Origin of the sequence: Micrococcus sp. M4NT, assembly GCF_033790745.1 — a bacterium.
In the GTDB taxonomy this organism is placed as follows: Bacteria; Actinomycetota; Actinomycetes; order Actinomycetales; family Micrococcaceae; genus Micrococcus.
In genome coordinates, this window is sequence record NZ_JAMYEH010000007.1 from 153,702 (window position 1) to 166,682 (window position 12,981).

Sequence of the window (12,981 nt, forward strand, 5' to 3'; positions counted from 1 at the left end):
GCAGATGGCCTCGACCCCGAACTGATCGCGGTGTTCGTCAATGAACGCGATCATCTCGTCGTGGGGCGGCCTGGCTCCGCTGCGAAAAAAGCCGAGGCGGCTTTGAGGATCTCGTTCGCGCGCCGCGCCTCGGCGAGCTCGCGTTTGAGCCTGCGGATCTCCTCCGCAGGGGTCTGTGAGGCCGATGCCGGGGCTACTTCGGGGCCGTGGCGGTTGCACCACATGCGCAGGGTCTCCTCGCCGACGCCGAGCTGCGGGGCCACAGCCCGGATCGAGTGTGAGCGAGGGCCTCCCTCGGCCACTTGGCGCTCGAGGACCATCCGCACAGCGCGCTCACGCAGCTCGGGGGTGTACTTCTTGGGCATGTTCCGATTCTCCTTCGTTGGGATCGGAACGAAACCCAGGGCGCTTCAATGTGAGCCGACTCGGACAGGGGCAGCTGCTCCGGGGACACGCCGATCTTCAGCGACATGTCCTGATTCGCCTGGTGGTTGACCAGGAACATCGCGGTGCGGGCGATGGTCGCCGGCCACTCCTCCAACTCGATCCCGTTGAAGTGCGACATCCGCACCCGCACTCTCTCGTCCTCGTCCATCACCAGCGAGGTCTGCACCTGCTTGCCCGACAGCTCCTGCAGACGCACCAGGATCTGAAGCTCCAGAGCCCGCAGCTCCCGGTAGGCCACGATCAGGAAGTTCCCACACCCACATGCCGGGTCCAGGAACCGCATGCCCCCCAGTCGTTCGTGCAGCTTGCGCAGCCCGGGACGGGAGTGGATGTTCGCCACGAACTCAGCACGCAGCTCGTCCAGGAACAACGGGCCGATGAGCTTGAGGATGTTCTCCTCGGTCGTGTAGTGCTCCCCCAGCTCCCGGCGGGCCTCCTTGGACTTCACCGCCTGGAACAGCGACCCGAAGATCGCCGGAGAGATCGACCCCCAGTTGAACAAGCACGCCGCGATCAGCTTCTCCCGCATGGAAGAGGTGAAGTACGGGATCGACACGGCCTCCCCGAACACGGACCCGTTCACATACGGGAAGCGCAGCATCAGCTCATCCGTGCCAGCCATCCGCTTGTTCACCGGCCGGTTCAGCACCTGGAAAAGCGCGGTCAGCTGCGCGCCCAGATCCGAGCCATCCTCGGCGGTGCGGGTCTGGATGAACTCCAGGAACAGGTCCCGCTCCCACAACCCCGAGTCGTCAGCGAACAGGGCGAACAGGGTCCTCACCAGGAACACGGACGCCTCGTGCTCGTCGTAGCCGGAGCCCTCGAGCTCGACGTAGAGGTCGGCCATCAGCTGCGCGGCCTTCACGGAGGCCGCGGCCTGCTCAGCCGAGCCGAACGTGCGCTTCTGGTAGCCGGCGATGAACCCGAACCGCTCCGCCTCCACCGGCAGATCGGCCAACGCGAACTCGATCACCGCGTCCTCGGCGCCCGGTGCGGCCTCGAGGTCACGCAGCCGGAACGTGGCGAAGTCGCAGGTGATCACGTAGCGGGGCTGCTCGGCCTCCGGGACGCCCGCCAGATATCTCAGCGCCTGGTCCTCAGCCTCCACCAGGTCCTTGCCCAACGACTTCTGCTCAGCGATGAGCATGCCGGGCCAGAACACGTCAATGAACCCGGCCCCACCATCGGCCTTGCGCGCCCTCGCCTCGAAGCGAGCCACCGCCCGCCGGCGCACCCCGTACACCGCGAACAGGTCCGTCCAGAAGGACTGCGATTCGCCCCGCTCGTAGGACTCTCCGGCCCACTCGCGCACGAATGCGGCCGCGTTCGCCCGGATCTGACCCCAAGACAAGGGCTTGGTCTGCACAGGAATACCCTCTCAATTACAAAGTTTCCGACTATTCATTCACGGAGACAATAGGCACACTACCCCCGTCGTCTGGGGCGACGTAAAAACCGGTACTATTTACGAGAGATTCCCGGGCCCGCTCTGTAGATACTTCGCCGATCTCCACAGATCGAATCAAGCGGAAAAGTTCCACCGTGGAGACAACCAAACCATTGGCATCTGCGAAGCTTTGCACCGCATCGGGAACCGAATCAAATGGACCAGGACGCGACCCGAGAGATTTACTTATATAAGCATTTACCACATACCAGTTCCGATCTGGCGCTTTTCTCGTCTCGCGCACATATTCCGCATTATATCGGATGAACTTATTGAAGTCGTTCGACTTTCCTCCATTGGTGTAGCCCTTGACCTCTACTACTGCGGTCCACTCCAGCCCGGGGGAAGAGACCCTTAGGTCCTCTAACCTAGCCTTACCTTCCAGATCCCTAGACTCCACGTGGAACCCCAGAACAGAAAACGCATGGTGAACTGCCCGTTCGAGCTCCTCTCCCTGTTGCGTTAATAGACGTCTCATACCACTTTCGGCTACAGACGACGCCACCTCGAGGCGACCGCGGGCCTGGTGAATCTTTTCAGAGAGGCTCGAGGTGACATTCCGGAGTTCTGCCTCCAGTTCTCGCATCGCGTCAAACTCGGCAATCTCTGCGGCGGTCATCCAGTCGCGCAGTTCAAAACCGTCACTAGGAAGGGGCACCTCCAAGGTCCCATCTGCTACCCAGGCCCTCCATGCCGCGAGAAGCCAGGCACGCTTGTTCATGGTCCAAGAAGGAAGCATGAGCAGGGGAAAGCGTTCTTGCGTCATAGACCTGGCAGCCAACACGGCACCATCCCGGAAGTGCATTAAGGGAATTAATGCCTCAGCCGGAGGTTCGGCATACACGAACTCCCCCCGGGCATCCTGAAGAACAAAATTAGACGTGCTGATCGACAGGAGGCCATCCCGGTTGCTTTCAATTGCAGAACTTATGCCTTCTTTTACCAGAGAGGCCCACGGCTCTTCGGTAGTATTCACTTGGTAAATCGAACCAAATGCATACTTTGAAGTCCCCACAACATAGCCGTCGCGCACCATCCTCCCGTGCCAAATGGCGTTCAATCGAGCCTCGTCAGAGTGAGCGAGGTGCTGACCGGCCGCGTCGCCAAAGATTACTACGGGACATTCCGCTCCATTTACCGGGATACCGAAGGAGACAATAATGTCGTAGTCAGGAAGGTGTAGCTCAGAAGGGTACTGCGCATGCATAACTTCCGGAAAAACATCGACTGCGGAGATATCCTCGCCCGATGGAGAAATGCACGCCACTAAAGGATGACGATAGACGCCCTCGCTATCTGGCGATATTCGCCGCTCCTGAGGGGGAAGTTCTTGGGGGGCTAGACGGACAATTTGGGTGCCATTCATAAAATCACATCCTAGGGGGTATACGGGTCCCACCCGCTCGACACACGAGCCGCGGCCCTCGGTGCGAAGCGACTGAGCGGACCAGGCCTGCTTCGTGGTGTGCGGGTAAGCGTGCAGAACCTACCGTCCGTAGAGCCGGTCTCCGCAATCAGTGTGCTCCGCCCGCCCGGGTCAAAGACGTGTACAGCGTCTGCCGGCTCACCCCGAAGGTGCGCGCCACCTCAGCCTTCGGGATCCCCATGTCGATCATCACGCGCGCCTGCTCCACGTCGGTGTCCGAGAGCTTCGGGGCCTGCACGTACTTGCCGCGGGCCTTGGCCAGGGCGATGCCCTCGGCCTGACGCTCTTTGATCCGCCGCCGCTCGAACTCAGCGAACGCCGCCAGGATCCCCAACATCAGCCCGTCCACCGGGGAAGTGCCGGACTTGTCCACGGTGATCCGTTCGGAGATGAACTGCACCGCGCACCCCTTGTCCGTGAGCTCATCCACGAGTGCGTACAGGTCCCGGGTATCCCGGCCCAGCCGGTCCATCGAGGCGACTTTCACCAGGTCCCCCTCCCGCACGTACCTCATCAGCTCAGCCAGACCCGTGCGCTTGGCCCTCGAGCTGCCCGAGATCTTGTCTTCGAAGATCCGGTCGCACTCCCCCACCGCCTCGAGCTGACGGTCCAGGTTCTGCTCCGCCGAGCTCACCCGCACGTACCCTACGATCTGTCCAACCACGTTTAAGACCCTCCGTCAGGTGTGTCCAACGGGCCCGAACTGAACCCACTCTGACGTGATCCTCTCGTGGCGGCGGGGGGCGTGTAAAGGGGTATACCCGGCTCGACGGCCAATAGGACGAGCGCGGGCAGCGGAGCCACCCTGCGCGAGACATCGGGATCGGTGGCCAAGCGCGCTGACCAGGAGGGGAGTCGTCCTGGCGCGCTGGGGAGCACGGTGGCGCCATGCGGCGGGCACTGGTGGATATGTGGTTAGGCAGTGAGCGGCGGCAGCCCGAGCAGGACGTAGATCGTGCTGAGGACCGGGATGATGCGCTGTGCAGACTCGTCCGCGAGGGTCTCAACGGCCTTGTTTCGGAAGCGCTGGATCAGGCTGGCCGGGATCCTGCCGTCGCCGTCCTCCACCTGCTCCTCAAGCATGTTCACGCGCGTCAGCAGGTCACGTACAGCGTCAGAATCGCTGACGCCTGTGACCGAGTGTTCAGTTCGCGCTGTATAGTTCAGTCCATGTTGACTATTGCTTCGCGTCTCGACGTGATGAACCGCCTGGGTCGTGCACTGGCCGACCCCACTCGATCCCGGATCATCTTGACCCTGCTCGACCATCCCGCTTACCCGGCGGAACTGGCCCGAGATCTGGACCTGACACGCCCGAACGTGTCCAACCACCTGGCATGCCTGCGCGATTGCGGGATCGTCGTCTCCGAGCCCGAGGGTCGTCGGACACGATATGAGATCGCCGATTCGCACCTGGCGCAGGCGCTGACGGCACTGGTCGATGCCACCCTGGCAGTGGACGAAGACGCCCCGTGCATCGATCCCGCCTGCTCGCTTCCCGGATGCGACGCAGCTGGGGAGGGCGCATGATCCTCACCTCGGTCTTGCAGGCGATGGGCCTGTTCGCAGCGACCAACATCGACGACATCATCGTGCTCTCCCTCTTCTTCGCGCGAGGGGCAGGCCAGCGCGGCACTACCGCCCGCATTCTGGCCGGCCAGTACCTCGGATTCGCCGGCATCCTCGGTGCCGCGGTCCTGGTGACCATCGGCGCCGGAGCATTCCTGCCCTCGGCAGCCATCCCGTACTTCGGTCTCATCCCTCTGGGCCTCGGCCTATGGGCCGCATGGCAGGCCTGGCGCGGAGACGATGACGACGATGACGACGAGGCCAAGGTTGCCGGCAAGAAGGTCGGCGTGTGGACAGTCGCAGGCGTCACCCTTGCCAACGGCGGCGACAACATCGGCGTCTACACCCCTGTCTTCCTCAGCGTGAAACCTCTCGCAGTAGTCGCCTACTGCATCGTCTTCCTCGCGCTCGTCGCGGTCCTGGTGGCCCTGGCAAAGTTCGTCGCCACCCGCCCCCCGATCGCCGAAGTGCTCGAACGCTGGGAGCACGTCCTCTTCCCCATCGTTCTCATCGGCCTCGGCATCGTGATCCTCGTCAGCGGCGGAGCCTTCGGACTCTGACGTAGCGGCAGCGATCCAAACGGCCCCGACCGGGCGCACCCCTCTCGGTTCAGACCGCGACACCTACCTGCAGCCAGTCCTGCGTGATCGGGACTGCCGCACCGATAGGTGACAGGTGGGGTCTTATGCCGGGAGGGTCACGGCGGGCTTCATCATGGTCTCGTACTCGATGGGGGTCAACCGCCCGAGACGGGCTTGTCGACGGCGCCGGTGATAGGTGCGCTCGGTCCAGGTGACGATCGCGATCCGTAGCTCATCCCGGGTCGTCCAGGACCGCCTGTCGAGGACGTTCTTCTGCAGCAGGGCGAAGAAGCTCTCCATGGCGGCGTTGTCCCCGGCCGCACCCACTTTGCCCATCGAGCCGACCAAGCCGTGCCGGTTGAGGGCATGGACGAATTTCCGGGATCGAAATTGCGACCCGCGGTCCGAATGAACGATGCAACCGGCCACATCCCCGCGCCGAGCAACGGCGTTCTGCAGTGCCTGGACGGCCAGCCGGGCTTTCATTCGCGAGTCGATGGAGTAGCCGACGATCCGCCCGGAGAAGACGTCTTTGATCGCGCACATGTAGAGCTTGCCCTCGGCGGTCCTGTGCTCGGTGACGTCGGTCAACCACAGCTGGTTTGAACCGCCAGCAGTGAAGTCCCGCTCCACCAGGTCATCGTGCACCGGCGGACCCGGCTTCTTCCCGTTCTTGCCGCGCTTCTTCCCGAACACCGACCACCAGCCGTTGTCCCGGCAGATCCGCCACGCGCTGCGCTCACACATCACCTCGCCGGCTTCCTTGGCCTCATCGACCAGGAAGCGGTAGCCGAACTCCGGATCGTCCTGATGGGCGTCGAACAACGCGTTCGCCCGGTACGCCTCGGCCAGCTCGGCGTCGGTGACAGGGTCCGCCAGCCAGCGGTAGTAGGGCTGGCGGGAGAGCTTGAGCACCCGGCACGTCACCGCGACGGGGATCCCGACGGCGGCGAGCTCCTTCACGAGCGGGTAGAGCCTTTTCCCGGCAGGTTCGCCTGGGACAGGTAGGCCGCCGCCCGTCGTAGGACCTCGTTCTCCTGCTCGAGCAGGCGGATCCGCTTCTTCAGCTCACGGTTCTCGGCCGACTCGGCTTTGGTTGTCCCAGGCTTCGCGCCGTCCTCGACGTCGGCCTGGCGCATCCACTTCGACAGGGTCATCTCATGGATGCCAAAGTCCTTGGCGATCTGCGCGAGCGTCACACCCTCTTCGCGGCTGCGGGCCACGCGCACGACGTCGTCACGGAACTCTTGGGGATAGGGAGCAGGCACAGCAACATCCCTCCAGGCCGCCCTGCGGGCAAGCCAGATCAGGTGTCACCTATTCGTGCGGCAGTCCCCATCTTGTTCCCGCTCGTCCTGATCGGCCTAGGCGTCTTCATCCTGATCAGCGGCGGAGCCTTCGGCCTCTGAGCACACCCGTCACCGACCACTCAGGGCCCTCGTCCCCGTCCCATCGGCCCGGTCACTCCTCAGTAACCGGTCCGGTGGGGCGGGGTTTCTGGTTTTAGACGGGGGTGGTGAAGGTGCCGGCGAGGCTCTGCAGCTGGTACATCCACAGCATCCAGAGCCCGGAGACCATCAGAATCCCGACCCCCACCAGCAGGGATCCGCCGAGGATGTTGAATACCCGGATGTTGCGGCGGACGTAGGACAGGGCGTTGGTGACCCAGCTGATCCCCGCCGCGGCCAGCAGGAATGGGATGCCCAGTCCCAGGCAGTAGAGGAAGCCCAGCAGGGCCCCGCGCCAGGGATCGCCGGTGGTGGTGCTCAATGCCAGCACGGCGCCGAGTGTCGGGCCGATGCAGGGAGTCCAGCCCAGCCCAAAGACGACCCCGAGCACCGGGGCCCCGGCCAGGCCCGTCCGGGGGGCCAGGGTTGGTTTGATCGTGCGCTGGAAAAAGGGCAACTTGCCAACCATGGCCAGGCCCATAACGATCACCAGGACGCCCAGGACGCGGATCATCGGGTCCTGCCAGCGCACCAGCCAGTGACCGATCGTGCCGAAGGCGGCCCCGTAGAGGGTGAAGACCGCGGCGAAGCCCAGGATGAACAGCCCGACCCCGGTCAGCACCCGGCGGCGGTTGTCCGGATGTGTGGGGTTGGCCAGCCCGGAGACGTAACCGAGGTAGCCGGGCACCAGCGGCAGGATGCACGGGGACAGAAACGAGACGATCCCTGCGATCATCGCCAGCGGTGCGGCAATGAGCAGAGCCCCGGAGTTGACGGTCTCGGCGAAGTAGTTCCCGATGCTCACACCGAGCCCCTTCTCCTGCCGTCCGACAATGGGACGGGCAGGAGCCGGGATGGTTCGGTCAGCGGGACATCAGAGTGGGGCACGGTTGCGCGGACCTCCTGGGATCGGGCCATGGTGCCGGCCGCTTGCCGGGCGGCATCCCGACAAGGGTACACGCTATGCTGTACCGTTCTAGGCATGAGCACCACGACCCTCACTCATGTCTCGGCGTTGTCCCGACTGGGCCATGCCCTCTCTGATGACACCCGGACCCGGATCCTGCTGGCCCTGCGTGATGGGCCGGCCCGCCCGTCGGCGCTGGCCGGGGAGCTGGGGGTGTCCAAGCAGGTGATGTCCAACCAGTTGGCCTGCCTGCGCGGCTGCGGGCTGGTGACCACTACCGCCGAGGGCCGCAACGTCTGGTACGTCCTGGCCGACCCCCGGCTGGGCCAGACCCTTGGGGAGCTGCTGGAGTTGACGCTGACCATCGACCCGGATTGCTGCTCCGCTGCGGGATGCACCTGCGCATGAGCACCCTCACGCTGAGCTCCAAGCCCCTCACGGACGACCGCCGTGCGGTCCTGCACCGCCGGATCCGCTGGATCGTGGCCGGAACCATCACCTACAACGTGATCGAGGCGGCCATCGCCCTGGCCGCCGGCACCGTGGCCTCGTCCTCCGCGTTGATCGGCTTCGGCTTGGACTCCATCGTGGAGGTCCTCTCCGCCGCCGCGGTGGCCTGGCAGTTCGCCACCCCGGACCCGCACCGCCGGGAGAAGGTGGCGCTGCGCCTGATCGCCTTCTCCTTCTTCGGCTTGGCCGCCTTCATCACCGTCGACGCCGTGCGCACCCTGTTCGGGGCCGGGCAACCGGAGCATTCCACGGTGGGGATCGTGCTGGCCGCCGTGAGCTTGGCCATCATGCCGTTCCTGTCCTGGTTCGAGCGGCGCACTGGCCGCGAACTCGGGTCCGCCTCCGCGGTGGCCGACTCCAAACAGACCCTGATCTGCACCTACCTCTCGGCGGTCCTGCTGGTGGGCCTGGTCCTCAACAGCACCCTGGGCTGGACCTGGGCCGACCCAGTCGCGGCCCTGGTGATCGCCGCCGTCGCCCTCAAGGAAGGGGTGGAGGCCTGGCGCGGGGATGCCTGCTGCACCCCCGCCTCCGCGCTGATCGCCGGGGACCAGAACGAGAAGGACGGCGATGGCTGCGGGGCGGATTGCGCCTGCTGTGCGCATTGAGCATGCCTTCAGTATCGCCGGACAGGATGGTGACGTTCAGCTGATGATTCATCGAGTGGAAGAGACCCTGGTATGAGCGGACACGATCATTCCCATGCTCTTCCGGCGGCGGGCCGGCGGGGCCGGCTGGCCGTGGTCTTCTCCATCACCGCGACGATCATGGTCGCCGAGGTCATCGGCGCGCTGGCTTCGGGCAGTCTGGCCCTGCTGGCCGACGCCGGGCACATGTTTACTGACTCAGCCGGGTTGCTGATCGCCCTGACCGCCACGACCCTGGCGCTGCGCCCGGCCACGGACAAGCGCACCTGGGGGTACAAGCGCGCCGAGATCATCGCCGCGGCCGCGCAGGCCGCGGTGCTGCTGGCCGTGGGCGGCTTCGTAGCCGTGGAGGGCGTACGCCGGCTCATCGAACCCCCCGAGGTCGAATCCACCGCGATGCTCTGGTTCGGGGTGATCGGTTTGGCTGGCAACCTCATCGGTCTGGCGATCCTGGCCTCTTCCCGAGGTGAGAACCTGAACATGAAGGCCGCGTTCCTGGAGGTACTCAACGACGCCCTGGGATCGGTCGCAGTGATCGTTTCGGCGATCGTGATCGCCACCACCGGCTGGAATCGCGCCGATGCGGTGGTGTCCCTGTTGATCGCCGCACTGATCGTGCCCAGAGCCCTGATCCTGCTTCGCGACACCATCGACGTACTCATGGAGACCACCCCCAAGGGCTTGGACCTGGAGGCGGTCCGCATCCGGCTATCGGAGCTGCCGCACGTGCTGGAGGTCCATGACCTGCACGCTTCACGCATCGACTCCGACACCCCCGTGCTCTCCGCGCACGTCACCGTGCACAACGGCTGCCTGACCGCCGCGCACCTGGGCACTGTGCTGACCGACCTGCAACGGTGCGTGGCCCAGGATTTCCAAGTACCCATCGAACACTCCACCTTCCAAATCGAACCGGCCACCCACCCCCACACTGAGACCCTCCACCCCTGACCCACCCCTGCATCCCAGCCCCAGCTCATTCCCACCCCGACGGCACGGTGCCGTCGCCACCGACCGAAACGGATCCCTTCGTGAGCACACCGACCCGCAATCCGACCCCCTCTGACCCGTCAACACCGGGCACCACATCCCGCAAGGCCAAGACCATCGTCTGGGTCGTACTGGCCGCTGTGGTGCTGGCCGGGCTGATCGTCGGAGTGGTGGCCGCCAGCGGCCCCCGCGACGCCGCCCCCCAGGGCTCCGGGCAAACTGCCTCCTCCGGGACCGGGCAGAGCGCCCCCTCGGAGGCCACGCCGGTGATGCGCCCAGACAGCCGGGTACTGTCCAAGGCCCCGAACGAGCAGGCCGTGCTGGTGGAGTTCCTGGACTTCGAGTGCGAGGGCTGCAAGGCCGCCTACCCGGTCGTGGAAGAACTGCGCGCCGAGTACGCCGACACGGTGACCTTTGTGCACCGCTACTTCCCGCTGCCCGGACATCCCAACTCGATGACCGCCGCCGTAGCCGTGGAAGCCGCCGGCCAGCAGGGACAGTACGAGGCGATGTATCAGCAGATGTTCGACACCCAGGAGCAGTGGAGCCATACCACTGAGGACCGGAGCCCGGTGTTCCGCGGTTACGCCGAGGATCTCGGCCTGGACATGGCCGCCTACGATGCCGCGGTGGCTGACCCGGCCACCCGCGACCGCATCGAGGCCGACGTGGCCGACGGGACCGCGCTGGGCGTGCAGGGCACCCCGACCTTCTTCCTGGACGGACAGATGCTCACTCTGAACACCCTCGAGCAGTTCCGCGCCGAGGTCGACGCCGCCGCCACGACGGACTGACCGGGCCCATGAGTGTCCCCGACACCGACACCAATTCACCCGTGACGATCCCCATGACCACCACCGACCGCCCTGCCGGTACCGGGCAGGCCTCCGACGTAGCGGGGATACCGACTGTCGCCCGGCACCGTCCGTTCGGCCTGGTGCTGTTGATCACCGGGGTGGTCGGCTGGGTGGCCTCGGCGATCCTGGTGCTCGAACGCCTGGAGCTGTACGAGGATGCCGGGTACATCACCAGCTGTGACATCAACCCCTGGGTGTCTTGCGGGAAGGTGATGGGGACCTGGCAGTCCGAGCTGTTCGGCTTCCCCAACCCGTTGATCGGCATCGTGGCGTTCGCCGTGGTCATCACCACCGCCATGGTGACCCTCTCCGGGGCGAGCCCCGGGCGCTGGTACTGGGCCGGCCTGCAGGCCGGGGTCACCGCCGGCACGGTGTTCACCATCTGGCTGTGGTCCCAGGCGTTGTTCGAGATCCACATCCTGTGCCTGTACTGCATGATCGTGTGGGCGGCGATGATCCCGCTGTTCATCCTGCTCACCGTGCGCAACCTCGCCCACGGCGTGATCCCCGCGCACGCCGCGGTGGTGCGGTTCTCCGCCGGCTGGGCCGGAACCCTGGTGGCCATCGCCTATGTGGCCGTGGCCGCCTCGGTGTTCTGGACCTTCTTCCCGGCCCTCACCGGTTACTGACACACCAGCCGCACTACGGCCCGCCCACGCGCCCGCAACGAGGAGAAACCACACCATGGCCGAGACCGACGTGCTAGTGATCGGCGCCCGCCAAGCAGGGCTGGCGCTCGGGCACTACCTGAGGCGTGAGGAGCCGAGCTGTCGGCAAAGCCGGACACAGGTTGGGAAACCGAGAAGGGCAGGCAGTAGGTTGCTTGTCCAACAGGCCCTCTACCGCCACGTCGCGACAACCGGGCAGCTCCGTGAGGATGGAGGCAAGGTCCTCGCCCGGAAAGGAAGTACATGATCGGCTGGCTGGAGCGGTGGCAGATTCCCTTGTACCTGGTTGCCCTGGGAGCCGGTGCCGCTTGCGGAAGCGGCATAACCGAACCGACACCGTGTCCACGATCAAGGGCCAAGGCCCCACTCCTACTCCGGCCTCACCTGACCCCGCTCCGGCACCACCACCGCGGCCGAAGTCGCCGACGTTTGATCGCCTCGATGAAGGGAAATTCGCTATGCCGCCGATCGACCAGTGGGTCACGTTCGAACCCCTCACCGGCTCACCCGTCGGCATCGCCGCTCTGCTGTTCGCGGCACTGTATCTGCGAGGAGCGATCTGGATGTGGCGAAACAGGCGCCGTTGGGCGATCGCCCGCACAGCATCGTTCCTGATCGGGTGCGCCCTGATCTTCGCTATCACGATGTTCGGTGTGAACCGTCTCGCGACGGAATCCATCACAGCGCTGGTGTTCCAGCAGATCACCCTGCTGACCGTCGTTCCGCCGCTCCTCATCGCAGGGTCACCCGGGCTGCTGCTCCTGCGCAGCACACCGCACACCGGCCTCGGGCGTCTCGTGCTCCGTGCCGCGCACGGGGGACTGCGCTCACGATTCTGGAGCGCCGCACTGCACCCTGTGGTCGCCATCGTCATTGCGATACTGCTGTACCCGGTCCTCTACCTGACCGACGCGATCAGCGTCATCATGCGCATCCCCTTCGGCCAGGACGCCTTGCTCTTCGTCATCCTCGTCCTCGGCATCGTCTCGGCAACACCGCTATGGTCCTCCGATCCGCTACCGCGCCAACCCTCCTTCGCCGCACGATTCGTCGATATCGCCGTCGAGATCCAGATCCACGCCATTTTCGGCCTGATCCTGCTCCGTACCGCCACACCGCTGTTCAGCGCATACGCCACCCCCACAGGCAGCCATGACCCCGTCATCGACCAGGCGATCGCCGGCACGCTGGTATGGACCTACGCGGAGCTGCCGATGTTCGTAGTGCTCATCGTCTGCCTGTCCCGCTGGCGAGCCCGCGACGTGCGCACCTCGAGACAGCGACAGAAAGCCGAGGACGCCGAACTCGACTCTTACAACGAGTACCTCGCCAGCCTCTCCCGAAGACGGAACGAGAGCTAGGGCATGTCTGACAATCGTTTGGACCACGCGAGCACAGCGTTCAACACCACGGCGGCCCGGTAGACGATCGCGTACTTGTCGTACCGGGTCGCCAGGCCCCGCCATTGCTTCAGGTGCGCGTAC

Annotated in this window: 15 protein-coding genes and 1 pseudogene; 8 read left to right on the forward strand and 8 right to left on the reverse strand. The window is 65.2% G+C overall.

The features are described 5' to 3' along the window. Positions 1-50 precede the first annotated feature (50 nt). From NJC10_RS11260 to NJC10_RS06620, 5 genes are all read right to left on the reverse strand, one after another. The gene (locus tag NJC10_RS11260) at positions 51-302 is read right to left on the reverse strand and encodes a transposase (RefSeq protein ID WP_413466406.1); all 252 of its coding nucleotides are present in this window, start codon (positions 300-302) and stop codon (positions 51-53) included. Continuing rightward, a complete protein-coding gene (locus NJC10_RS06605) occupies positions 194-1,813 on the reverse strand; it encodes a type IIL restriction-modification enzyme MmeI (protein ID WP_319075383.1) in 1,620 nt (539 codons plus the stop codon). The genes NJC10_RS11260 and NJC10_RS06605 overlap by 109 nt, the downstream gene beginning before the upstream one ends. Positions 1,814-1,844: 31 nt before the next feature. Further along, positions 1,845-3,260: a hypothetical protein gene (locus NJC10_RS06610; RefSeq protein WP_319075384.1), complete on the reverse strand. Its 1,416-nt coding sequence runs from the start codon at positions 3,258-3,260 to the stop codon at positions 1,845-1,847. Positions 3,261-3,408: 148 nt separating this feature from the next. Further along, a complete protein-coding gene (locus tag NJC10_RS06615) occupies positions 3,409-3,984 on the reverse strand; it encodes a recombinase family protein (protein ID WP_319075386.1) in 576 nt (191 codons plus the stop codon). A 251-nt stretch (positions 3,985-4,235) separates the two neighbouring features. Further along, positions 4,236-4,409, reverse strand: a complete 174-nt coding sequence (locus NJC10_RS06620; RefSeq protein ID WP_153236551.1) for a hypothetical protein — start codon at positions 4,407-4,409, stop codon at positions 4,236-4,238. 81 nt (positions 4,410-4,490) lie between these two features. On the opposite strand from NJC10_RS06620, the gene cmtR reads away from it, so the two are divergent. Both cmtR and NJC10_RS06630 read left to right on the forward strand, forming a co-directional pair. Then, positions 4,491-4,850 (forward strand): Cd(II)/Pb(II)-sensing metalloregulatory transcriptional regulator CmtR, encoded by a 360-nt coding sequence (gene cmtR / locus NJC10_RS06625; RefSeq protein WP_006590980.1) that lies wholly within the window; start codon positions 4,491-4,493, stop codon positions 4,848-4,850. Then, complete coding sequence (locus NJC10_RS06630; RefSeq protein ID WP_017488125.1) at positions 4,847-5,449, forward strand: cadmium resistance transporter; 603 nt, start codon at positions 4,847-4,849, stop codon at positions 5,447-5,449. Before cmtR ends, NJC10_RS06630 begins: the two co-directional genes overlap by 4 nt. A 123-nt stretch (positions 5,450-5,572) precedes the next feature. Here the strand turns inward: NJC10_RS06630 and NJC10_RS06635 are convergent. Both NJC10_RS06635 and NJC10_RS06640 read right to left on the reverse strand, forming a co-directional pair. Then, positions 5,573-6,738, reverse strand: a protein-coding gene (locus NJC10_RS06635; protein WP_113914520.1) for an IS3 family transposase whose coding sequence is annotated in 2 segments (ribosomal slippage) — positions 5,573-6,451 and positions 6,454-6,738 — 1,164 coding nt in all. Because the reading frame shifts where the segments join, the coding sequence is not laid out codon by codon here. A gap of 235 nt (positions 6,739-6,973) precedes the next feature. Beyond that, positions 6,974-7,723 carry a cytochrome c biogenesis CcdA family protein gene (locus tag NJC10_RS06640; protein WP_319075401.1) on the reverse strand — a complete coding sequence of 250 codons (750 nt, stop codon included), beginning with the start codon at positions 7,721-7,723 and terminating at the stop codon, positions 6,974-6,976. A gap of 177 nt (positions 7,724-7,900) precedes the next feature. On the opposite strand from NJC10_RS06640, the gene NJC10_RS06645 reads away from it, so the two are divergent. The 6 genes from NJC10_RS06645 (at position 7,901) to NJC10_RS06670 (ending at position 12,858) form a co-directional block, all read left to right on the forward strand. After that, entirely contained in the window at positions 7,901-8,233 is a 333-nt protein-coding gene (locus NJC10_RS06645) for an ArsR/SmtB family transcription factor (protein WP_319075404.1), read from the forward strand. Further along, positions 8,230-8,943 carry a cation diffusion facilitator family transporter gene (locus NJC10_RS06650; RefSeq protein WP_036317504.1) on the forward strand — a complete coding sequence of 238 codons (714 nt, stop codon included), beginning with the start codon at positions 8,230-8,232 and terminating at the stop codon, positions 8,941-8,943. The genes NJC10_RS06645 and NJC10_RS06650 overlap by 4 nt, the downstream gene beginning before the upstream one ends. 72 nt (positions 8,944-9,015) lie before the next feature. Then, a complete protein-coding gene (locus NJC10_RS06655) occupies positions 9,016-9,933 on the forward strand; it encodes a cation diffusion facilitator family transporter (RefSeq protein ID WP_036317488.1) in 918 nt (305 codons plus the stop codon). 80 nt (positions 9,934-10,013) lie between these two features. Beyond that, positions 10,014-10,766, forward strand: a complete 753-nt coding sequence (locus tag NJC10_RS06660; RefSeq protein ID WP_036317487.1) for a DsbA family protein — start codon at positions 10,014-10,016, stop codon at positions 10,764-10,766. A 53-nt stretch (positions 10,767-10,819) separates the two neighbouring features. Beyond that, entirely contained in the window at positions 10,820-11,458 is a 639-nt protein-coding gene (locus NJC10_RS06665; RefSeq protein WP_319075421.1) for a vitamin K epoxide reductase family protein, read from the forward strand. A gap of 497 nt (positions 11,459-11,955) precedes the next feature. Next, entirely contained in the window at positions 11,956-12,858 is a 903-nt protein-coding gene (locus NJC10_RS06670; RefSeq protein ID WP_036317477.1) for a cytochrome c oxidase assembly protein, read from the forward strand. Here the strand turns inward: NJC10_RS06670 and NJC10_RS06675 are convergent. After that, positions 12,855-12,981, reverse strand: a pseudogene (locus NJC10_RS06675) (IS5/IS1182 family transposase); the annotation flags it as partial. The gene NJC10_RS06670 and the pseudogene NJC10_RS06675 overlap by 4 nt on opposite strands.